Annotated in this window: 21 protein-coding genes; 12 read left to right on the forward strand and 9 right to left on the reverse strand. The window is 38.6% G+C overall.

Going from position 1 to position 21,072, the window contains the following annotated elements; translation table 11 throughout:
- Window positions 1-117: 117 nt before the first annotated feature.
- The 6 genes from DRW42_RS16775 to DRW42_RS16800 all read left to right on the forward strand — a co-directional run bounded on the left by DRW42_RS16775 (window position 118) and on the right by DRW42_RS16800 (window position 6,911).
- On the forward strand, window positions 118-1,686 hold the full coding sequence (locus tag DRW42_RS16775; RefSeq protein ID WP_113949988.1) for a serine hydrolase: 1,569 nt from the start codon (window positions 118-120) through the stop codon (window positions 1,684-1,686).
- A gap of 40 nt (window positions 1,687-1,726) precedes the next feature.
- Complete coding sequence (locus DRW42_RS16780; RefSeq protein WP_113949989.1) at window positions 1,727-2,386, forward strand: SGNH/GDSL hydrolase family protein; 660 nt, start codon at window positions 1,727-1,729, stop codon at window positions 2,384-2,386.
- A gap of 238 nt (window positions 2,387-2,624) precedes the next feature.
- Window positions 2,625-2,924, forward strand: coding sequence for a GIY-YIG nuclease family protein (locus DRW42_RS16785; RefSeq protein WP_113949990.1), 300 nt, complete (start codon window positions 2,625-2,627; stop codon window positions 2,922-2,924).
- A 423-nt stretch (window positions 2,925-3,347) separates the two neighbouring features.
- Window positions 3,348-5,330 (forward strand): DNA primase, encoded by a 1,983-nt coding sequence (gene dnaG, locus DRW42_RS16790; RefSeq protein ID WP_113949991.1) that lies wholly within the window; start codon window positions 3,348-3,350, stop codon window positions 5,328-5,330.
- A 155-nt stretch (window positions 5,331-5,485) separates the two neighbouring features.
- Window positions 5,486-5,851, forward strand: a complete 366-nt coding sequence (locus DRW42_RS16795; RefSeq protein WP_113949992.1) for a YraN family protein — start codon at window positions 5,486-5,488, stop codon at window positions 5,849-5,851.
- A complete protein-coding gene (locus DRW42_RS16800; RefSeq protein WP_113949993.1) occupies window positions 5,829-6,911 on the forward strand; it encodes a glutaminyl-peptide cyclotransferase in 1,083 nt (360 codons plus the stop codon). Before DRW42_RS16795 ends, DRW42_RS16800 begins: the two co-directional genes overlap by 23 nt.
- A gap of 191 nt (window positions 6,912-7,102) precedes the next feature.
- Here the strand turns inward: DRW42_RS16800 and DRW42_RS16805 are convergent, their stop codons facing one another.
- The 3 genes from DRW42_RS16805 to DRW42_RS16815 form a co-directional block, all read right to left on the reverse strand.
- Window positions 7,103-7,633: a DUF4251 domain-containing protein gene (locus tag DRW42_RS16805; RefSeq protein WP_113949994.1), complete on the reverse strand. Its 531-nt coding sequence runs from the start codon at window positions 7,631-7,633 to the stop codon at window positions 7,103-7,105.
- 108 nt (window positions 7,634-7,741) lie between these two features.
- Window positions 7,742-8,353 (reverse strand): carboxypeptidase-like regulatory domain-containing protein, encoded by a 612-nt coding sequence (locus DRW42_RS16810; protein ID WP_113949995.1) that lies wholly within the window; start codon window positions 8,351-8,353, stop codon window positions 7,742-7,744.
- Window positions 8,354-8,440: 87 nt separating this feature from the next.
- Window positions 8,441-8,782: a TfoX/Sxy family protein gene (locus DRW42_RS16815; protein WP_113949996.1), complete on the reverse strand. Its 342-nt coding sequence runs from the start codon at window positions 8,780-8,782 to the stop codon at window positions 8,441-8,443.
- Between the two features lie 281 nt (window positions 8,783-9,063).
- Between DRW42_RS16815 and DRW42_RS16820 the strand changes: the two genes are divergently transcribed.
- Together DRW42_RS16820 and DRW42_RS16825 are read left to right on the forward strand one after the other, a co-directional pair.
- Window positions 9,064-9,672 (forward strand): ribonuclease HII, encoded by a 609-nt coding sequence (locus tag DRW42_RS16820; protein WP_113949997.1) that lies wholly within the window; start codon window positions 9,064-9,066, stop codon window positions 9,670-9,672.
- Between the two features lie 22 nt (window positions 9,673-9,694).
- Complete coding sequence (locus DRW42_RS16825; RefSeq protein WP_113949998.1) at window positions 9,695-10,897, forward strand: glycosyltransferase; 1,203 nt, start codon at window positions 9,695-9,697, stop codon at window positions 10,895-10,897.
- Window positions 10,898-10,963: 66 nt separating this feature from the next.
- On the opposite strand, the gene DRW42_RS16830 is transcribed toward DRW42_RS16825, so the two are convergent.
- Window positions 10,964-11,215 (reverse strand): hypothetical protein, encoded by a 252-nt coding sequence (locus tag DRW42_RS16830; RefSeq protein WP_113949999.1) that lies wholly within the window; start codon window positions 11,213-11,215, stop codon window positions 10,964-10,966.
- A gap of 209 nt (window positions 11,216-11,424) precedes the next feature.
- Here DRW42_RS16830 and gcvT point away from each other — a divergent pair, with 209 nt between their 5' ends.
- Both gcvT and DRW42_RS16840 read left to right on the forward strand, forming a co-directional pair.
- The gene (gene gcvT / locus DRW42_RS16835; protein ID WP_113950000.1) at window positions 11,425-12,504 is read left to right on the forward strand and encodes a glycine cleavage system aminomethyltransferase GcvT; all 1,080 of its coding nucleotides are present in this window, start codon (window positions 11,425-11,427) and stop codon (window positions 12,502-12,504) included.
- A gap of 103 nt (window positions 12,505-12,607) precedes the next feature.
- Window positions 12,608-13,324, forward strand: coding sequence for a 2-phosphosulfolactate phosphatase (locus DRW42_RS16840; protein WP_113950001.1), 717 nt, complete (start codon window positions 12,608-12,610; stop codon window positions 13,322-13,324).
- Window positions 13,325-13,798: 474 nt separating this feature from the next.
- Here DRW42_RS16840 and DRW42_RS16845 read toward each other — a convergent pair whose 3' ends face one another.
- The 4 genes from DRW42_RS16845 to gldB all read right to left on the reverse strand — a co-directional run bounded on the left by DRW42_RS16845 (window position 13,799) and on the right by gldB (window position 17,803).
- Window positions 13,799-14,710: a hypothetical protein gene (locus tag DRW42_RS16845; protein ID WP_113950002.1), complete on the reverse strand. Its 912-nt coding sequence runs from the start codon at window positions 14,708-14,710 to the stop codon at window positions 13,799-13,801.
- A gap of 69 nt (window positions 14,711-14,779) precedes the next feature.
- The gene (locus tag DRW42_RS16850) at window positions 14,780-15,574 is read right to left on the reverse strand and encodes a M12 family metallopeptidase (RefSeq protein ID WP_113950003.1); all 795 of its coding nucleotides are present in this window, start codon (window positions 15,572-15,574) and stop codon (window positions 14,780-14,782) included.
- 311 nt (window positions 15,575-15,885) lie between these two features.
- On the reverse strand, window positions 15,886-16,659 hold the full coding sequence (locus DRW42_RS16855; protein WP_113950004.1) for a patatin-like phospholipase family protein: 774 nt from the start codon (window positions 16,657-16,659) through the stop codon (window positions 15,886-15,888).
- Between the two features lie 109 nt (window positions 16,660-16,768).
- Window positions 16,769-17,803, reverse strand: coding sequence for a gliding motility lipoprotein GldB (gene gldB, locus DRW42_RS16860; RefSeq protein WP_113950005.1), 1,035 nt, complete (start codon window positions 17,801-17,803; stop codon window positions 16,769-16,771).
- A gap of 30 nt (window positions 17,804-17,833) precedes the next feature.
- Between gldB and DRW42_RS16865 the strand changes: the two genes are divergently transcribed.
- Together DRW42_RS16865 and DRW42_RS16870 are read left to right on the forward strand one after the other, a co-directional pair.
- Window positions 17,834-18,505: a porin family protein gene (locus DRW42_RS16865; RefSeq protein WP_113950054.1), complete on the forward strand. Its 672-nt coding sequence runs from the start codon at window positions 17,834-17,836 to the stop codon at window positions 18,503-18,505.
- Window positions 18,506-18,640: 135 nt separating this feature from the next.
- On the forward strand, window positions 18,641-20,281 hold the full coding sequence (locus DRW42_RS16870; protein WP_113950006.1) for an NAD+ synthase: 1,641 nt from the start codon (window positions 18,641-18,643) through the stop codon (window positions 20,279-20,281).
- Between the two features lie 91 nt (window positions 20,282-20,372).
- Here DRW42_RS16870 and DRW42_RS16875 read toward each other — a convergent pair whose 3' ends face one another.
- Window positions 20,373-21,062, reverse strand: a complete 690-nt coding sequence (locus DRW42_RS16875; RefSeq protein ID WP_113950007.1) for a lipoprotein — start codon at window positions 21,060-21,062, stop codon at window positions 20,373-20,375.
- Window positions 21,063-21,072 lie beyond the last annotated feature (10 nt).

A 21,072-nucleotide genomic window follows, 5' to 3' on the forward strand; every position in this document is an offset into this window, starting at 1 on the left:
ACACATCGGAACAGCATGATGATCGCGTTGAGATGAGGAGATGAAACTTTATCATTACGAATAAATATTAATCGAATTCTGGTTGTTATCTTTAAACGATTATTTAACCCGATAAACATGCAACTCTTTTCTTCCTTAAAATTTAAAATATCAATTGCTTTATCGCTGTTTTTTAGCATCAATGTGTATGCACAGGTGCTTACTTCAAAACAGATCGATAGCGTGGTCGAAAAAACATTAAGCACCTTTAATGTTCCGGGCATTGCAGTTTCTGTAATCAAGGATGGTAAAATCATCCATTTAAAAGGTTATGGCGTAAGTTCGATCAAAACCAATAAAAAGGTTGACGAAAATACCCTTTTTGGCGTGGCGTCAAACACAAAGGCATTTACCGCAGCTTCTTTGGGTATGCTGGTTGATGAGAAAAAAATCACCTGGGATACAAAAGTTACCGATGTAATTCCCGAATTTAAAATGTACGATGCCTATGTAACCAGCGAATTTACCATCCGCGATTTGCTTACGCACCGCAGTGGTTTAGGTTTGGGGGCTGGCGATTTAATGATCTGGCCTGATTCATCAACAGTTGATAAAAAACAGCTGATTCATAACCTTCGCTATTTAAAACCTGTTTCCTCTTTCCGAACCAAATACGATTATGATAACCTGATGTATATCGTTGCCGGCGAAGTGGTGGCAAGAGTTTCAGGGATTACTTATGAAGATTTTATCGAAAGCAGGATCATTAAACCTTTAGGGATGACCAAAACTGCCGCTTCCTGGTATCGCTTAAAAGATAAATCGAATGTAATCGATGGTCATGCACCTTACGAAGGCAAATTACTTTCTGTAGGTTTAAGTTTTGGCGAAATTGCCAATGCAGCGGGAGGAATTTATTCAAATGTTACTGATATGAGTAAATGGGTAACAGCCATGATTAATGGAGGTAAATATGGAGAAACCTTGGATAAAAAACTGTTCAGCCCGGCTGTTGCAAGAGAGCTTTGGACACCGCAGACGATTATTGCCGGTGGTAATCCCGCAGCTTTTAGCAGTTATGGTTTGGGCTGGTTTTTGAGTAATGTGAACGGTAATTTTCAGGCTACGCATACCGGAGGTTTATCGGGTATTGTAACGCAGGTTACCATTCTTCCCGAACTGAAACTCGGTATTATCGTGTTAACCAATCAGCAATCGGGTGCAGCCTTTAACGCCATTACCAATTCGATTAAAGATGGTTACCTGGGAATTAAAGGACAAGACCGTATTAAAACCTATAACGATAACAGGCTCCGTAATGAAAAACAGGCCAGCGAAATGGTGAGCAAGGTTTGGAATGATATTGCCGCACAACAAAAATTATCAACTGCAAAACCTGATGTTAAAAATTATTATGGTACTTTCCACGATTCGTGGTTCGGCGATGTAACCATTAGCGAAGTAAATGGCAAAATGCATTTCCGGGCTAAAAATGCACCAAAACTGAGAGGCGATATGACTTACTATAAGGGCAATACTTTTATTGTAAAATGGTACGACAGAAGTTTGGATGCAGATGCCTTTGTTAATTTTAGTTTAGATAACAATGCCCTGGCCGATGGTTTTAAAATCGAAGCTATTTCGCCTTTAACCGATTTCAGTTTCGATTTTCAGGACCTTGATTTCAAAAAGATAGATAAAAAATAACCTAACCAATTATATACTCAATTGAAACCAATTTAAACACATGAAAACACTATTAAAAACGAGTATTTTACTAAGCTTTTGCTTAATTGCTTTAACCTCAATGACATTTAAACCAAAACGGATTATCTTTTTCGGCGATTCGATTACCCAACAGGGTGTTTCTAAAAACGGCTATGTAACCCTGATCAAAAAATCACTCGACTCTACCAAATACGACGTAATCGGTGCTGGTATCGGCGGTAACAAGGTTTACGATCTTTACCTCCGTTTGGAAGACGATGTTTTAAACAAGAAACCCGATTTAGTGGTTATTTATGTAGGAATTAATGATGTTTGGCACAAACAATCATCACACACCGGAACCGATTACGATAAATATTTAAAATTTTATCAGGCCTTGATCAATAAAATACAAGGCGTTGGCAGCAAAGTGGTACTGGTTACTCCATCGGTTGTGGGCGAGAAAAAAGATGGTACCAACGAGCTTGATGCTGATCTGAACAAATATGCTGCAGGAATCAGGGAACTGGCTGCAAAAAACAATTTACCGGTATGTGATTTAAGGAAGATTTTTGCCGATTATGAAGCTAAAAACAATCCGGAAGATAAAGAAAAAGGTATTTTAACCGTTGATAGGGTACACTTAAACGAAACCGGTAATAAATTAGTGGCTGAGCAGTTGTTACCTTTAGTAAAGTAATCGTATTTCTCTATCGTCATTGCGAACTGAAGCAAGGGATGTGTGGTGGGGTGAAGCAATCTTGCATGCAAGGCGATAACAGATTAAGGGTATATATAATAACAAAAAAGATTGCTTCGTCGGCTGAAAAAGCCTCCTCGCAATGACGACCTTTGCAACGTCATTGCGAACCGAAGCAGGGGAATGTGTGTTGGAGTGAAGCAATCTATCCTATAAACATTGGATTTGGAATATAATAATGGAGCGTGGCGGAACAGTTTATATCATTACTAATTTCACCCATACAACGTTATATACCGGGGTTACTTCAGATATTATGTTTAGGATTAAAGAGCATAAAGACAAGGAATATCCTAAATCTTTTTCCGCTAAATACAATACAGTTAAACTTGTTTATTTTTGTTCTTACGATTCAATAGAAGAAGCAATTGCAGAAGAAAAGAGAATTAAAGGCGGAAGCCGGAAAAAGAAGATAAAGTTAATAGATTCTATGAATCCGGAATGGAAAGATTTGTGGGAGATAGTGAAAGAATGGTAATACGCTCATTGTCGTCATTGCGAACCGAAGTAAGAGTTTGCATGGTGGAGTGAAGCAATCTTTCCGGTAGGTAAAAATAGTTTAAGGATAAATTAATAGCGAAAAAGATTGCTTAGTCGGCTGAAAAAGCCTCCTCGCAATGACGATCTTTGTGCGTCATTGCGAACTGAAGCAAGGGATGCGTGGTGGAGTGAAGCAATCTTTCATGCTTGGAGATAACAAATTAAAAATAAAAATAGCAAAATAGATTGCTTCGTCGTGCCTCCCCGCAATGACGATCTCTGGCACGTCATTGCGAACCGAAGAAGGGGATTGTGTGGTGAAGTGAAGCAATCTTTCCTGCACGCCATTAATAGTTTAAAAATAAAATAGCAAAATAGATTGCTTCGTCGTACCTCCTCGCAATGACGGGCAATAACAAATATGATAAACCGCGAAACAATAGATAAGATAATGGATACCGCCCGTATTGAGGAGGTAGTTGGGGATTTTGTGCACTTAAAAAAACGCGGAACCAGTTTAATCGGTAATTGCCCTTTCCATGGCGAAAAAACACCCTCCTTTCACGTATCCGTAACCAAAGGTATTTACAAATGTTTTGGTTGTGGTAAAGGAGGCGATTCAGTGCGCTTTATTATGGATCATGAAAAATATTCATATCCCGAAGCGCTTAAATTTTTAGCCAACAAATACAATATAGAGGTCGAAGAAACCGAACTCAGTCCGCAGGATGCCGAAGCGCAGAGCGCCAAAGAAAGCCTTTACGTAGTTTCGCAATACGCCAGCGCGTTCTTTGTAAAACAACTTTGGGATACCGATGAGGGTAGGGGAATTGGCCTTAGCTATTTTAAAGAACGTGGCTTTAGAGAAGATATCCTTAAAAAATTCGAAGTGGGCTACTCGCCGGATGTGTGGGATGCGCTTACACAGAGTGCCACTAACGCAGGTCATAAATTAGAATTTTTAGAAGCTACCGGATTATCGATTAAAAATGATAACGGCAAAATTTACGACCGTTTCCGCGGGCGTGTGATGTTTCCCATCCATAACTTTACCGGGAGAATTATTGGTTTTGGGGGTAGAACACTAAAAACCGATAAAAACGTTCCGAAATATGTAAACTCGCCCGAAAGTGAAATTTACCATAAATCGAATGTGCTTTACGGTTTATTCCATGCTAAAAAAGCCATTCGCGATCTCGATAACTGTTATCTGGCCGAAGGTTACGCCGATGTACTTTCGGTGCACCAGGCCGGGATAGAAAATGTAGTGGCTTCTTCGGGTACTTCATTAACCGTAGAGCAGATCAAACTGATCGGGCGTTTTACCCAGAATATTACCATTTTGTTTGACGGCGATGCGGCAGGTATTAAAGCCTCACTCCGTGGTTTGGATATGATTTTGGAGGAAGGATTGAACGTAAAGATCGTTTCTTTTCCTGATGGTCACGACCCCGATTCGTATATGCACCACGTGGGCGCCGGAGCTTTTAAAACCTATCTCGAGCAGAACAGAAAAGATTTTATCTTATATAAAGCTAATGTGCTGCTTAAGGATGCCGGCAACGATCCCATCAAACGTGCGGGCATTATCCGCGATATTGTAGAAAGTATTGCAAAGATTCCCGATCAGATCAAGGCTTCCGTTTTTATCCGCGAGTGCAGCAGTTTGCTCGAAATTGATGAACATATTTTATTGGGTGAGCTGAATAAAATGCGCTCGGCCAAGCTGAAGAAAAACTTCGACAATAACCAAAGGGCTAATCAATCAGCCAATACTAAACCTTATTCTTCCGGTCCACCCGAGCCGCTTGGCCCGCCTGATGATTTATGGGATGATAGCGCAGGCCCGATGGGTTACGTGCAAGAAACAGTAGAAGAAGAAGAGTTTCAGGAAAAGGAAATTGTAAGGCTTTTATTGGCATACGGACACGAATTTGTAAACTGGGATAAGATTGATGATATGTACATCGGTCCGTTTATTATGCAGAACCTGGCAGATGTTGAATTTGATGATCCGCTTTGTAAACAGATTATTAATTATTATAAAACGGAGATTGATAATGGCCGTTTACCAACATCGAACCATTTTGTTAAACATGAAGATAGGGCGATTGCTGACTTAGCCATTACGCTTTCAACATCAGAGCATGCTTTAAGCGAAAACTGGTTAAATAAACACCTGATTTATGTTAAAGATGAATCAATGAACTTAAAAGCGACTATTTTGGGTGGTATTTTTCACCTGAAAAAGCGTAAGGTTGAAAAAATATTGATGAACCTTTTAAAAGAAATAAAAGAAGAAAAAAACGAGGATAACCAGATGATTTTGATGCAACGCTATGGCGTAATTAAAGGGGTAGAAAGGGAAATTTCGAAGTTTTTGGGCTCTGTTATTGTTAAGTAAATTAACTTTACTAGAGCAAACTAACCATCGTGCCGTCACCCTGAATTTATTTCAGGGTCTATATAGCGAAAAAGATGCTGAAATAAATTCAGCATGACGATCGTTCTGGAAAAACTATAAAATTCACTCATTCTCTCATTAAATAATTATTAAGTATGGCGCTCCATAACGATTTAGGTAAAGCCGGCGAAAGTATTGCTAAGCAATATCTCGAAGATCAGGGTTATGAGGTTTTGGATGAAAACTGGACACACGGAAAGGCTGAGATCGATTTAATTGTTTATAAAAGCGGAATTATGGTTTTTGTAGAAGTTAAATCACGGAGTTCTGTCGCTTTTGGCGAACCGGAAGAATTTGTGCATAAAGCCAAAGAGAAACAGATGGAATTGGCAGCAAATGCCTATATTGACATCATGAACCATCAAAATGAAATCCGTTTTGATATCATAGCAATTACATTTACAAAAAACAAAAGTTATAATTTAAACCATATTGAAGATGCGTTTTGGCCTGAAGATTAACCCCATTAAAAATTTCATATTTGTCGGAATTACCCTTGCTTTTATTAGTTCGTGTAAAGAAAATACCAGCACAACCTACCGTAGTTTTCTTTCGCCGTTAACCGGATTAAATGTAGCCTCAGGAAAAGAGTTTGATGTTAAAGTACAGTTTGGCGCCGAGCAAAAGGTAGATTCGGTAGTTTATCTGATCGATACCGTTAAAGTGCTTTCTAAAACCGATACCTCGGGTATAAAACTTAAAACTGAAGGTTTAAAACTGGGTAACCACCTGCTAACTGCAAAAATATTCGGCGAAGGAAAATCGGAAGATTTAACTTCCAACATCAATGTTCTGGCAGCGCAGGCTCCGCTTGAATATGGTTATAAAGTAATTAAATCATTGCCCCACGATACATCTTCGTATGTAGAAGGTTTAGAATACCACGATGGCTTTTTCTACGAAAGTGCCGGCGATTATGGTCACTCGAGTTTGCGTAAAGTAGATCCTGCAAGTGGTAAAGTCCTGCAGAAAGCAGACCTGGATAAACAATATTTTGGCGAAGGTATTACTGTAATCGGTAACAAAATTATCCAGTTAACTTACCGCGAAAAAGTGGGTTTTGTTTATGATAAAGCAACCTTTAAAAAGCTTTCAGATTTTTCTTACACCACAGGCAGAGAAGGCTGGGGATTGGCTTTCGACGGACAGAAAGTATTAAATACTGATGGATCTAATACGATATTTTTCCTGAACAAGGATACTTACCAAAAAATAGGATCGATTGATGTTTTTGATGATAAAGGCGCCATCCAGAACCTGAATGAACTGGAAATGATTGATGGGAAGATTTACGCCAATGTGTATACGACCAACAATATTCTGATTATCAATCCTGAAAACGGTGTTGTAGAAGGTAAGATTGATTTATCAGGATTACTGCCTGCTGATTATTTCAAAACGGAAGATGAAAAGGCCAATAATGTATTAAATGGAATTGCTTATGATAAAGCAACCAAAAGGCTTTTTGTGGCCGGTAAAAAGTGGCCGCACATTTTCCAGATTGAATTGGTAAAGAAATAATTGAAAAGCCGTAATTGCGGTACATTATTTCACAGCGATTAACTTCATAAAAACATCGTCATCTCGACTGGAACGGAGAGATCTATCTCGAGATGGGTTTAGCTTCGCTGAGCACTCACGTGGTTCTCGACTACGCTACACTCCGCTCGAGATGACGGTTTTATATTAAAAATGACAATAACTTTGATTTTCTAATCCTGTTTCTTCGGCTCATCTAAGTAACCGTTAAAAATAATCGGCTGTTTATTCATACTGCTTGCCGTTAATGAGGCATAACCGTTTGTAGAAATATTGATCGTAAAGCGATAGTTTTCCCTTTGCACATCCTTGGTATTAATCTGGATGGTATAAGCACCCTTTTTATTCTTAGATTCGGTATAGGTAAAATTCTTTGAGGTGAATTTAATACCACCCTGGGTTGGATCCATAGGGGCAGAAAAAGATCTTCCATAATATGGCAGATAAGCAACCACACTATCTTTGGTTACCTTTACATCATATTGCGATCCTGTGAGGTTAATAGTGGCTCCTCCCTGGCTGCCCGGCATTTGGGCCAATATTCTGCTAACATCATTGTTCGACATTGGCAGTGCAGTATTGGCAACAAAAGTATAGTGTTTATCAGCTACAATTTTTACTGTAGTTTCTTTATTGGTTTGGGCAAATGATTGAACCCCAAAAGCAAGTAAGCCAAGGCTCAATATTAAATTTAAACGTTTCATAATGTGTGTTTTAAATGTGTAACAATTTAAAGATGCACAGATTTGAAAGATTCCATAATAGTGCCAGAAATGGAATGTAGCGTAAATTTAACGAATTTATGATTGATATTAGGGATTTACCTTTTCCGAATAGACCGATTTATATAAGGAGTTGGTTTTTTCATCTTCAGAAGCGCCCAATGCAATAAATTTATACTTCCCTGCCGAAATATTCTGAAGTTCGATTTCTCCATTTTCATTGGTAATTAAGATAATTGAATTTCCTCCAGGATTTTTACCTCCTTTAATCAGTATGCCGCCAATCGGAGAGCCTGCCACCCTCGAATTTGGATTGGTTGACGGAACAGAAACTACAAATTTGTAATTTCCTGTACTTGCATTGTTAAATTCTATTTCACCCTTTTCGTTGGTAGTTAGAGCAAGTAAGTCTCCGGTATTTGTGTTTCCCTTTACCACAATGCCTGCAACAGGCTGCCCAGCGGTAAAGTTGATATCGCCGGTTGCTGCATCAAGCTTACCTTTTATTGATTTCATAATGCAGGGAAAATGAGATTCAGGATAACTGAGTTTACAATACTCGCAGTAATGTCCTTCCTGTACACTGGTTTTTGATGGTTTAGCTGATTGTTGGGTTTCTGTTAATGTTGAATTTTTAACCTGAGCCAGAACAATAAACGAAGTAAATAGCAGGAATGCTGCTATAACAGCCCTTTTTTTCATTGATATTCGATTAGAACAGTAAAATTAATCAAAAAATCTGGCTCTTGCTACTTTTTGATCCTTTTAGCGGCCCGGCAACCCTTTTACTTACTTTTTCTTCCTGGATGCTTTTGCAAAAGGATTAAAATCGAGTGCAAGTTTCACCCAGAAATCGAGTTCATCATTTCGGCTTAATACATCCTCCGAAACCGAAATATAGCCTTTCATTGGCCGCCCACCCATTACCATCTGCTCCCAGCCGTCTTTATCTGATAAATTTTCCAGTGTACCTGGATCCAGCCTCACCATCATGCCATCTTTAGAAACGCCGAGGCACATTTTGCCGTTCACCATAAATACCAGACCATTGAACATCAGTTTTTCTTCCCCATCGGCTATGTGCATTAAACGTTCAGCTACCCGGAGAGCGAGGGTTTCGTTGTATTTCATGGTTTAAAATTCTTGTGTTAACATAAGTTAGATAATTGATATTTCCTTTGGACAGTTTGAACTAGCTGGTCGTCACCCTGAATTTATTTCAGGGTCTTTCATGCTAAAAAGAGGCTGATCCCGATGTGAAAATCGGGACAGCATGACGAATCAATAGGGACTAGGCACTTTTAAAACATCATTCTCATTATAACTTCAAACAAGTTATCCTTAAAATTAATGTTTAAAAGATGTTGAACAAAATAATTTTCTTAGTATCTCTATTTCAGTAAATTTGCAACATGTTGTTAAACTGCTATCAGGAAGAATTATTAGAGGCCGGATGTGATGAAGCCGGGAGAGGTTGCCTCGCCGGACCTGTTTTTGCGGCTGCGGTAATTTTGCCAAAGGGTTTTGTACTCGAAGGCTTAAACGACTCTAAGCAGTTATCACACGATCAAAGGACTTTGTTAAGGCCGATTATCGAACAGGAAGCTTTGGCCTGGGCGGTAGCTTCCTGCGATCACGAAGAAATAGACCGCATCAATATTTTAAATGCATCCTTTTTGGCCATGCACAGGGCCATTGAGAAACTGCATACCCAACCGCAATACCTGGTTATTGACGGAAATCGTTTTAAAACTTATCCGCAGATTCCACATAGCTGTATTGTTAAAGGCGATGGTAAATACCTGAACATTGCTGCAGCCTCGATATTGGCCAAAACACACCGCGATGAATACATGGCCAATCTGCACGCCGATTATCCTCATTATAACTGGATGCAAAATAAAGGTTATCCAACAACGGCACACCGCAGGGCTGTGATCGAGATCGGATTATCGCCCTTTCACCGCAAAACTTTCAACGTAAGCGACCCTCAGTTAGATCTGTTTTCAAAAAACGCTTAAAATTTCGTAATTTCACAACATTGTGAAAATTCTGTTGATTACTAAGCGGATTCCCTTTCCGCCAAATAGTGGTTATCCGATCGTGGTTTATAACACCATAAAAGGTTTGCTGCAGCTTGGCGCAGATATCACTTTGTTTAGCCTAAACCCCACAAAAGGCCGCATCGATATTGAAGATATTTACGATCCTATTTTTGAACAGATTAAATACCACACTTACGATTTAGATACCGATGTAAATGTATGGTCGGCGTTTTTTAACATTTTTACCAACGAGTCTTATAATGTTTCGCGCTATTACAGCGAAGATGCAGCACGGCAGCTGGAAAATGTTCTGCGCGAAAATGCTTTTGATATTATCCAGTTCGAAGGTCTTTTCGTGGTACCCTATTTAGATGTGGTAAAAGCAAACAGTAATGCCAAACTGATTTACAGGGCACACAATATCGAATTTACCCTTTGGGAGCGCCTTTCGCATTCAGAAAAGTTTCTCGTCCGGCGTAAATACCTGGCCTTTTTAGCCCAAAGGCTTAAAGCTTACGAAACCGATCAGATTAACCGCTTTCACCAGATTTTTGCCATAAGCGAGCCCGACAGGCAGAGTATCTTGCGCTTTGGCTGCGAAGTGCCGATGTCGGTTTTTCCGGTGGCCATTGACCTCGAAAAATATAAGGTTGATAAAACCAAAACGAGTTTTCCAACACTCTTTCATTTAGGTGCGATGGATTGGCGGCCCAATCAGGAAGGTTTAGAGTGGTTTTTGGATGATATCTGGCCTGATATCGAAAAACTGAACAAAGACCTCCGTTTTTATATTGCCGGAAAAAATATGCAAAAACATTTTTTCGAATACGATTCGGAAAACCTGATTGTAGAAGGAGAAGTTTTTGATGCGGTAGAGTTTATGAATTCGAAAGCCATTATGATCGTTCCATTAATTTCGGGTACGGGTATGAGGGTTAAAATTATTGAGGGTATGGCGATGAAAAAATGCATCATTGCCACCACTACTGCTGCCGAAGGTATTAACTGCAGGCATGGTCATGATATTTTAATTGCCGATTCGGCAGATGAATTTTACCGTTCAATTTTGCAATGCATCATCAACCCCAAACGCTGGATGGAAATTGGTGAAAATGCCCGTAAAACCGTTGAAAACGATCACGGTGTTCATTTGATTTCGGGTAAAATGTTGAAGATTTACGAAGAGTTGGTGAGCGCTTAGATGGAGTTATGAGTTGACAACTTTTATAGGCATCAAGAATGGAAGTTGTCAACTCTGGATTTCAGGTTATAAACTTAATTTTTTATCCTTTACAAATTCGTTAAAATATTTTTGCTCAATTTTCTCCTCTTCAGATAGTTCTTCGAATTTAGTATCCGACATTCCGACTGGAGAATAAAACTTCCATTTCCAGGTTGGACGATGTTTAATGAAAAAATGTTTTCCGCCAAACTCATCATGAACATAAATTCCACAGAAAAATCTGAAAATGATGGCACTACCAATTAATGTAATTAAAACCCTACTTTTTTTGTTCATTACATCTGGGTTATTGTTTTTTGATATTTATCTATTTAATAAGTAGGTAAGTTCATGTGAAAACTCATTAAAATTAAGCCAAAGTTTTGTCTTTTTCTTAGTAGTTTTGCGCCCTAGAAGAATAAGTACAAAAACGTTATAATTTGCAGCTTAATCAACTGATAAACGAACTAAAACTGCTTCATTATCATAAAAAATAAAATTCACGGATGAAAAACACCGCATTAACAGAAAAACACATCGCTTTAGGCGCTAAAATGGTTCCATTTGCAGGATATAATATGCCCGTTACTTACGAAGGTATTAACGTAGAACATGCAACTGTTCGTAACGGTGTAGGTGTTTTTGATGTGAGCCACATGGGCGAATTTATCCTGAAAGGCGAAAATGCACTGGATTTAATCCAACGCGTTACCAGTAATGATGCATCTAAATTATATGATGGAAAAGTTCAGTATTCTTGCCTGCCAAACCAGGATGGTGGTATTGTAGATGACCTTTTGGTTTATAAAATAGACGATAAAACCTACATGTTGGTGGTAAATGCATCAAACATTGAGAAAGACTGGAACTGGATTCAGCAGTTTAATACCCAGGGAGTAGAAATGCACAATATTTCTGATCAGACTTCTTTGTTGGCTATCCAGGGCCCAAAAGCAGCAGATGCTTTGCAAAGTTTAACCGATGTTGACCTGGCATCGATGGAATATTATACTTTCGTTAAAGGCACTTTCGCTGGTATTGAAAACGTAGTAATTTCTGCAACAGGTTATACCGGTGCAGGTGGTTTCGAAATTTATTTCGAAAACCAATATGCTGATCAGATTTGGGACGCCATTTTTGAAGCAGGTGCACCTTATAACATTCAACCGATCGGTTTGGGTGCACGCGATACCCTGCGTTTAGAAATGGGTTTCTGTTTATATGGAAATGATATCGATGATACCACTTCTCCTATCGAGGCCGGTTTAGGCTGGATTACCAAGTTTTCTAAATCATTCACCAATTCTGAAGCTTTATTAGCTCAAAAAGAAGCTGGGATACAAAAGAAACTGGTAGGTTTCGAAATGATCGACCGCGGTATTCCACGTCACGATTACCAGATTGCTGATGCTGAAGGCAATATCATCGGTAAAGTAACCTCTGGTACACAAGCACCATCATTGCAAAAAGCAATTGGTATGGGCTACATCTCAAAAGAGTTCACCAAAGAAGGAACAGAAGTTTTTATCCTCATCCGCAACACGCCAATTAAGGCAAAAGTGGTTAAGTTTCCTTTTTATAAATAGATGGCGTATCAGGTATCAAGTAGCAAGACAAACTTATCTTGCTACTTGATACTCACTACTTGATACTCACTACTTAATACTTCAATACTTGCATCCTCCCCAAATGTCAAAAAAAATAGAAGTTTGTTTAACACCTGCGCTAATTGATTTATACGATATCGAGCAGAGCATTGTGGTGGTTATTGATATTTTACGAGCTACATCATCTATTACCTACGGGATAGATAATGGTGCTGAAGCAATTATTCCGGTTGCTAATGTAGAAGATTGCTTAAACTATCGCGACAGCGGATTTTTATTGGCTGCAGAAAGAAATGGGGAAGTGGTAACTGGATATGATTTCGGTAACTCACCTTTTTCATATACCAAAGAAAAAGTAGGAGGAAAGACGGTTGTACTTACTACAACCAATGGGACTAAAGCCCTTCATTTGGCACAAAAGAAAGCATATCAGGTCGTAATCGGATCATTTCTTAATTTGGATTCACTTTGCGCTTATCTGCAAAGTCAGGACAAAAATGTGCTTTTACTGTGTGCCGGCTGGAAAGACCAGTTTAATTTGGAAGATACCTTATTTGCCGGGGCGGTTGTGGCAAAACTCCGTCAAAATTTCGAACACTTTGACGATTCGAGTGTAGCTGCTGAGGATTTATACCTGCTGGCTAAAGATGATTTAAGGAAATATCTCCATAAATCGTCGCATAGTCATCGTTTGGCTCAATTGAATATTGAAGAAGATGTGGTTTTCTGTTTGCAATTAAATGTTTGCGAAGCCATTCCGGTTTTAGAAGGAGAGCGTTTGGTTGCTTTAAAAAAATAAGCGACGGATTGAGCTGTCATCCTTAAGCCTGTCGAAGGATCTTGCTTAACTTTATGCGAGGCGTTTTGACTATTCGTATCAAAAACCAAACTTTAAACCCACAAAGAACGCGTTTTTGATTCTATTGGTCGGTGTCACACCGACCGAAATTCTAGTTATTTTTTTTGCCCTACTGCGCAATCTTGCCTCGGCTCGCCGCCGCCGAAGGGCTCCTTCTTTTTGGCGTCAAAAAGAACCAAAAAACGCCGGCTGAAAATTTTTCTATGGAAGCCAGTAAGTTAGCTTGGTCAGTTCAGCCCAAAAAATTTATTAGGCCGGAACTAAGGAGAACGGTGAGGTAGTGCTTTGGCCTATCCAGTCAGAAATGCAGGTGGAAGTTAAGGTGCTTATTATTAATGAATTACTAGATAATGTCAATAGTAGTCTGTCGAAGGATTTTCCTTAAAATTATGCGATGCATTTCTACTACTTGTATCAAAAATCAAACTTCAACCCCACAAAAACAGCATTTTTTCTAAAACTTGCGCCATTAAACTGGGTTTCTTCAGTATTACGGTTATTAAAATAAGCTTTATCAACGCCTGAATAGGTGTTGATATTATTGATTTTATAATCGGCTTCTATACTTAAACTTTTATTCAACGGCACTGAAAGGTTGATATCGCCACTTAAAGCAAAAGAGTTGGCTTTGTGGGTAAAACTCACCGGTTTTTCAAAATCGGGGATTAAATTCCAGTTCGCTTTGGCCGAGTAGGTGTAAAATCCACCTAAAACTGTAGCTCCGATGCTAAATGCATCCATTTTCAGAACAAATTCACTACCAAAATCAAAATCTTTATACCGGACTTCGTAAGTAGAGTTTAAGCCATTGCTTGCCGGGTTACTGGCACTTTCTAACAGGTAGAATTTCTGCTGGTTGTAAGAAAGATCTACGATAGGATTGATACTAAATTCCCCCATTTTTAGCAGTTTATAGTTCAGTTGCAGATCAATATTGTACAAATAGCCTTTATTAGCATTAAGTAAATCATAATAAAATGCACCCTGACGGTTGTCATCGGCATAATCGGTGTCGGTAGCCTCTCCTTTGCTAATGTTGCTGTATTGGTTGGCAACTTTAACGGTTAGTTTTTCTATAATTTTATAACTGATATCCAAACCATAGCTGGGACCTTTTAGTTTCTCCCATATCAGTTCTGACAGCACATTGGGGTTGGTTCCGTTTGCATTGCCGGCTATAGACCAATCGAACCGTGATTGTTGAAAACCAAGGTATGGTTTTACACTCCATTTACGGGTTTCCTGCGCAAAAGCATTGCAAAACAGAAAAAAGAGCAGGCATGTTATGGCATATCTTAAAAAGGAAGTGCGTAAAGTAATTTGCATTTTTTGAGCTTTATCAAAGCAAAATACACATAGTGGCCGGTTAAAACCACTATGTGCAATAATTATTTTCTAGAACGGATATACTGAAGCAATAAATGATTTATCGGTTGGTGATAAAACAGTATTCCATCCCACTTCATAATCGCCGATAGTTAATTCATTAGGAACCGAATAGTGCATAATTGAATTTTTATCGTAGGCGCTGTAGTTGGTTTGTGTGGTGCTGTATTTAGCAAAGATGTTATTATCGGTTGTTGCCTGATCCCAGTAATTAGGTGCAGCAGCATAATAAGCATAAACGGCTGGTTTATCCCATGGGATGCTAACTAACGGATGCTGGTGCTCGTGGATCATACCTAAGGCATGGCCAAATTCGTGTATTACCACACGGCTATATTCAGAATCTGCAGTATTATCTGTTAGCCAGCCATAATTCATGGTTGCACCTGTGCTTGGTGTCGATTTTCCGATGTAAGACCATGAACCGCCGCTGGCAAAGGTTACCCTGATTTTAGCGGTATTATCGTTGGTTACAAAATTGAATTTGATGTTGGCGTACTGTTCCCACTGTTTGGCAAACTGAATTACTTTGGCCCTTACAGTTGCAGTGCCTCCGTTTAAGCTTACTTTAATGGTTGAGCCATTAGTCCATTTTGATGATCTTATAACCGCACCTCTTGGAGTAGTGCCATCATCAAAAGTCCTCTCTGTACAAATTTTGATGCTGCTAAGCTGATTAACACTCATGGGCTCTGGTTTTTGCAAATCTGCCGCTTCAGTAGCCTTTTCTTTCTTACAAGAGTATAATACAGTAGTTAATGCCAATGCAGCAATCAGGGTTTTATTTAATTTTAAGAATTTCATGTTTTAGGTTTTTTTAGGTAAAAATTAATGATCTGTTATTTTGACGGAAATCAAGTTAGAAGATCGTAAAAACAGGAATTCTTCTCTGCTGAAAAAGAATAATCAGACTAAAAAACATAGATAGACGTTTAGGTTATATACGCTGCATCTGCAAAGTATAATCCTAAAGTAAAATAATATTACAATACTTACAAGAGAAATGTAATATTTTTATTGCAATAGTGTATTTTAAACACTATTTATATATGTTATTTTATGTGTAATATAAGTAGTATTAATACTACTTATATTTAAGTATCAACTGATATGAACTAAGGTTTTGTGATGAGTTCAGAAATGGTTGGACTATTTTTGATGGTAATTAATGCTTCTTCGTGCGCCAGCCAGTAAATATCTTCAGCACGTTTCATATCAAAAGTGCTGATGGCACCCAGACCTTTTGGTTCGATTAATACATTGCAGAATTTTGCCTTTCTTTCCATATCATGGTTAATAGACATAATACCTGCACGCCCCATTAAATTGGTAATTCCGGTAATTTTATCTACAGGTTTCAGGTGGTTGCAGGATGAGCCGATAATGAAATCACAATCTTCCATTAAAGGTTCTACAGGAAAGTTATTTAAAATTCCACCATCCACGTACATCTGTCCGTCAATCATAATGGGTTTAAAAATCCCGGGGATACAACTCGAGGCGTGTACCGCCCTGATTAGTGGTCCTTTGGTAAAATAAACCAACCTGCCTTCGCTAAAATTTACAGCGGCAATGGTTAAGGGTATTTTTAATTTCTCGATTGTATCATCAGGAAAATACTCCTTTAAAATCAGCGCTGTGTTTTCGATATTGATCAGCCCCAAAGAGCCTACTGCCGGACGAACAAAACGCCAGAGTTTGGTTTTAAGGAAAATGTTAAGCCCTTCTTCCGGATCTATACCAGCGGCAAAAAAAGCACCAGCTATGGCACCAGCACTCGTTCCACTAATGTGGCTAAAGGTAATGCCCAGGTTGCTAAAGGCTTTTAAAACGCCTAAATGGGCTATTCCCCTGATGCCTCCGCCTGATAATACAATGCCAACTTTCATAGATTTAATTTAGGATGATTAATATTGCTAATTGGTGTATTGTTAAATTGTTTTTTGACCCTCAAAACTGATAATTACCAACTGAAAACTGTAAACTGAAAATTGCCAACTACTTCTGTTGCTTCGGTTTATATTTCGATTGATTTAAAATTTTCTGTGTATCGTTATTGGCCATCAATTGTTGCAGGGTAACGTCAGGATGCGTCGCCATATATTTTTTTACAATCTGCCAGCCCATCCATACACCCAATTTTGGTGCTGAATCGCGGTTTTCGCCTAAACCCGGCGTAAACGGTCCTTCAGATAAAAACACCTGTATTTTTTGATAATCGGTTTCATACAGGAAGTTGTTCTCCAAAAAATATGCCCAAATATCACCTTCAAAATTCTGGGCCCAATTTAGTTGTTGCTGCGTGTAACCAATTTTTGTAGAATCACCTATTTTTTCCGGCAACACCTGATCCAGAAAATATAAAATTTTCCCCTGAAAAATCATTTTCGATAAAAGTGTTCTGTTATCATCCGGTTCTGCAAAAAGTTCTTCATGTGCATAGGTTTCGGCCACGCGTGGTAGAATATATTCGGGTGCAAACCTGCGAGAAAGGTACATCGGAATGCTTTGCACGATGGCTTTGTAAAACTTGCTGTCTTTCCCCAAAAACATATCCAGGCCAATGCCCAAATAATTGTCGCCAACAGGCATTTGATAGGCAAAACCCGATGCAAAGGAAATAAACCTTGGTATTTTCGCCTTTGGGTAATAGTATTTAATGTATTTAAATGTTTCGTTCAAATCTTCTTCCTGTGCTTTCAGGTTCGGAAATACGCTGTCTACTTCTTTGGTTAAATCTGTATAAGCCTGGTCGCGGTATAAATTGGCCAGCGATTCGGTATTGGAGTATTTACTGTCTAATATCCGGTGGATAAAATCGTCATAAAACACACCATATTTCGAACTAAGCTGTTGATTAACTGCATCGGTATTTTTATTTTTCCCTGCAAAAAGCTCGTTGTCAAATCTTTCGATCTTAATATTTACCTGTATATTACTTACATCAGGCCTGTTGTTATGTGTGCAGGAAATAAATGTGATGGCAAAAAGAAAAATTAGATAAATTTGCCAGTGTTTTACGTTATAAGTCATGTAGAACAAATATATATAAACAGCTATAGCATGAAAAGAATATCGACCATTTTAATTTTGTCTCTTCTGAGTTTCGGCGCCTGGGCGCAAAATTCTCCTTTAACCAATTACGGTTTCAGGTTAGGTTTAACCGCTACGCCAACTTTTGGATGGATTAAACCTGATCAGGGTAAAACCAATGGCATTGCTTTGGGTTTTTCTTATGGACTGATAGGCGATTTTAATTTTGCCCCAAACTATAGTTTTTCAACTGCTTTAACCATTACAACCATTAACGGTAAAAGTACAGAGGTAGATCCTGCTAATATTACCAGACCGAATACTGCTGCAGTGCCGATAGCATACGATTTAAAGTATAAACTTCAATATCTGGATTTGCCTTTAACGGTAAAACTAAAAACAATAAAAGAAGAGGGAAGGCGCTGGTATGGTCAGTTTGGTTTATCCAATTCATTTCTTTTAGGTGCAAAACAGGACGCAGTGGGCGGTGGTACCAACCTGAGCAACGAGAAAATAAATGATTATACCAAATTTTACCGTGCCGGATTGATTATCGGTGGTGGTGGCGAATTTGATGTCTCGGGTAATACCAGCATTGTAGCCGGCTTAACTTTTAATAATGGCTTTACCAATATTGTAACCGACAAAAACAGGACCGTTAAAAACCACTATCTGGCACTTAATTTCGGTGTGTTCTTTTAATCTTTGTACTAAACTCTCAATACCTGATACTTGAATCTTGATACTTAACTCTCGATACCTGATACTTAAATCTTGATACTCAACACTTGATACTTAAATCTTGATACTTATTTCTCAATACTTGATACCAACAGCATGAAAATAGCGCTAGCACAACTCAATTACCACATCGGAAACTTTGAGAACAATACTCAAAAAATAACAGAGCATATTCAGCTGGCGAAAGCTAAAGGAGCCGATCTTGTTGTTTTTGCCGAACTGGCTATTTGTGGCTATCCGCCGAGAGATTTTTTGGAGTTTGATGAATTTATTGTGCTTTGCGAAAATGCGGCGCAGGAAATAGCTAAACATTGTACAGATATTGCCTGTATTGTGGGGTTGCCGATTAAAAATGAGATTTTACAGGGAAAAGACCTGTTTAATGCTGCTTATTTTATCGAAGATGCGAAAGTAAAGGCTGTAGTAAAAAAAGCATTGTTGCCAACTTATGATGTATTTGATGAATACCGTTACTTTGAGCCTGCTACAGAGTTTAGTTGTATCGATTTTAAAGGGAAAAAAATTGCATTAACCATTTGCGAAGACCTTTGGAATATTAACGATAATCCTTTGTATGTATCGAACCCGATGGATGAGCTGATTAAAGAACAGCCCGATGTAATGATCAATATTGCTGCTTCGCCGTTTTCTTATACCCACGATGATGAGCGCATTAAAGTATTGGCCGATAACGCAAAAAAATACCATTTACCCGTATTTTATGTAAATCAGGTTGGTGCGCAGACTGAAATTATTTTCGACGGAGGATCATTGGTTTTCGATGCCGATGGCGAAATGAAAGCCGAAATGAAATATTTTGAAGAAGATCTTCAGGTATTTGATCTCGAAGAAGTTGAAAATGTACGCAATAAATACCCGAAATCGGAAAGGCTGACGGATATTGAACAGATTCATGACGCACTTGTTTTAGGCATCAAGGATTATTTCAGGAAATCGGGCTTTAGTAAAGCGGTATTAGGTTTATCAGGCGGGATTGATTCTGCTGTGGTTTGCGCACTGGCTTGTCGGGCGTTAGGTCCGGAGAATGTGATGGCTGTTTTAATGCCTTCTAAGTTTTCTTCTGATCATTCCGTTCAGGATGCATTGGATTTGGTAAACAACATTGGCTGCATGCACGAAATTGTACCAATTAAAGAGGTTGCAGAAGCTTTTGATCATATTTTGGCACCGGCTTTTAAAGGGTTACCATTTAATCTTACCGAAGAGAATATCCAGGCCCGTATCCGTGGCATCATTAATATGGCCATGAGTAATAAATTTGGTTATATTTTACTTAATACCTCAAATAAAAGTGAGTGTGCTGTAGGTTATGGTACTCTGTATGGCGATATGTGCGGGGCAATCGGGGTAATTGGCGATGTGTATAAAATGCAGGTTTTCGAGTTGGCCAGATATATCAATAAGGAAAGGGAAATCATCCCGATCAATACCATTGTTAAACCACCTTCAGCAGAGTTAAGGCCTGATCAAAAAGATTCTGATTCTTTACCTGAATACGAAATCCTTGATAAAATATTATATCAGCATATTGAAAAAAAACAAGGTTCGAAAGCGATTATTGCGCAGGGTTTCGATGAAGCACTGGTACAGCGCATTTTGAGAATGGTTAATATCGCCGAGTTTAAACGCTACCAAACGCCACCTATTTTAAGGGTATCGCCAAAAGCATTCGGCATGGGAAGAAGAATGCCTATTGTAGGGAAATATATGGCGTAGGGCGTTTTTTTGGATTGTAATGTTGATTGTTAGGATTGCTAAATTGTTGTATTGTTTTTTAGCTAATTGTTAACTGCCAACTGCCAACTGACTAATTGCGGCTCAGCTGATTTAACGCAAGTTCTCTGATCTCACTTTCTTTTTCGAATGAGATGATATGATTTAGATTAGCCTGATCGTTCATCTTGCTAACAGCTTGTTTTCTTGTTGCTACATCTTTATCAAAGCAGGCCACGTGGAATAAGTTTGCCTGATCATCCATTTTACTCACTGCCAATTTTCTTGTTGCAGCATCTTTATCGAAACTGGCGATATGAAATAGGTTAGCCTGATCGTTCATTTTTACAACTGCCAGTTTTCTTAGTTCGGCATCTTTATCAAATGAAGCGATGTGGAATAAATTTGATTCATCGGTCATTTTGCCAACTGCAATTTTTCTTGTAGCAATATTCTGATTAAAACTGGCGATATGGAACAGGTTAGACTGGTCGCTCATTTTACCAACGGCAATTTTTACAATCACGGTATCTTTATCAAAAGCGGCAATGTGAAACAGATTGGATTCATCAGTCAAATTTTGAACGGCTAAAGTCTTAACTTTTTCATTTTTGCTCGTTCTTGCTATTGTGAGTAATTCTCCTTCAGTAATTGGTTTACTAAAATCGATACTATCAGCATAATTGTCTGAAGTAATTGTAAAGGTTTGTTCGTTTTTTTGGGCAAAGCTGATGCAGCCGCTTAAAAGTAAGGCTGAGCTTAAAAATAGAAGAGATTTTTTCATGTTAACTTAG

Origin of the sequence: Pedobacter miscanthi, assembly GCF_003315595.1 — a bacterium.
In the GTDB taxonomy this organism is placed as follows: domain Bacteria; phylum Bacteroidota; class Bacteroidia; order Sphingobacteriales; family Sphingobacteriaceae; genus Pedobacter; species Pedobacter miscanthi.

What these genes read in the sequence shown, in the direction of transcription:
- DRW42_RS16775 (WP_113949988.1), top strand. Translation starts at nt 118, where the DNA reads ATGCAACTCTTTTCTTCCTTAAAATTTAAAATATCAATTGCTTTATCG.
- DRW42_RS16780 (WP_113949989.1), top strand. Translation starts at nt 1,727, where the DNA reads ATGAAAACACTATTAAAAACGAGTATTTTACTAAGCTTTTGCTTAATT.
- DRW42_RS16785 (WP_113949990.1), top strand. Translation starts at nt 2,625, where the DNA reads ATGGAGCGTGGCGGAACAGTTTATATCATTACTAATTTCACCCATACA.
- dnaG (WP_113949991.1), top strand. Translation starts at nt 3,348, where the DNA reads ATGATAAACCGCGAAACAATAGATAAGATAATGGATACCGCCCGTATT.
- DRW42_RS16795 (WP_113949992.1), top strand. Translation starts at nt 5,486, where the DNA reads ATGGCGCTCCATAACGATTTAGGTAAAGCCGGCGAAAGTATTGCTAAG.
- DRW42_RS16800 (WP_113949993.1), top strand. Translation starts at nt 5,829, where the DNA reads ATGCGTTTTGGCCTGAAGATTAACCCCATTAAAAATTTCATATTTGTC.
- DRW42_RS16805 (WP_113949994.1), bottom strand. Translation starts at nt 7,633, where the DNA reads ATGAAACGTTTAAATTTAATATTGAGCCTTGGCTTACTTGCTTTTGGG.
- DRW42_RS16810 (WP_113949995.1), bottom strand. Translation starts at nt 8,353, where the DNA reads ATGAAAAAAAGGGCTGTTATAGCAGCATTCCTGCTATTTACTTCGTTT.
- DRW42_RS16815 (WP_113949996.1), bottom strand. Translation starts at nt 8,782, where the DNA reads ATGAAATACAACGAAACCCTCGCTCTCCGGGTAGCTGAACGTTTAATG.
- DRW42_RS16820 (WP_113949997.1), top strand. Translation starts at nt 9,064, where the DNA reads ATGTTGTTAAACTGCTATCAGGAAGAATTATTAGAGGCCGGATGTGAT.
- DRW42_RS16830 (WP_113949999.1), bottom strand. Translation starts at nt 11,215, where the DNA reads ATGAACAAAAAAAGTAGGGTTTTAATTACATTAATTGGTAGTGCCATC.
- gcvT (WP_113950000.1), top strand. Translation starts at nt 11,425, where the DNA reads ATGAAAAACACCGCATTAACAGAAAAACACATCGCTTTAGGCGCTAAA.
- DRW42_RS16840 (WP_113950001.1), top strand. Translation starts at nt 12,608, where the DNA reads ATGTCAAAAAAAATAGAAGTTTGTTTAACACCTGCGCTAATTGATTTA.
- DRW42_RS16845 (WP_113950002.1), bottom strand. Translation starts at nt 14,710, where the DNA reads ATGCAAATTACTTTACGCACTTCCTTTTTAAGATATGCCATAACATGC.
- DRW42_RS16850 (WP_113950003.1), bottom strand. Translation starts at nt 15,574, where the DNA reads ATGAAATTCTTAAAATTAAATAAAACCCTGATTGCTGCATTGGCATTA.
- DRW42_RS16855 (WP_113950004.1), bottom strand. Translation starts at nt 16,659, where the DNA reads ATGAAAGTTGGCATTGTATTATCAGGCGGAGGCATCAGGGGAATAGCC.
- gldB (WP_113950005.1), bottom strand. Translation starts at nt 17,803, where the DNA reads ATGACTTATAACGTAAAACACTGGCAAATTTATCTAATTTTTCTTTTT.
- DRW42_RS16865 (WP_113950054.1), top strand. Translation starts at nt 17,834, where the DNA reads ATGAAAAGAATATCGACCATTTTAATTTTGTCTCTTCTGAGTTTCGGC.
- DRW42_RS16870 (WP_113950006.1), top strand. Translation starts at nt 18,641, where the DNA reads ATGAAAATAGCGCTAGCACAACTCAATTACCACATCGGAAACTTTGAG.
- DRW42_RS16875 (WP_113950007.1), bottom strand. Translation starts at nt 21,062, where the DNA reads ATGAAAAAATCTCTTCTATTTTTAAGCTCAGCCTTACTTTTAAGCGGC.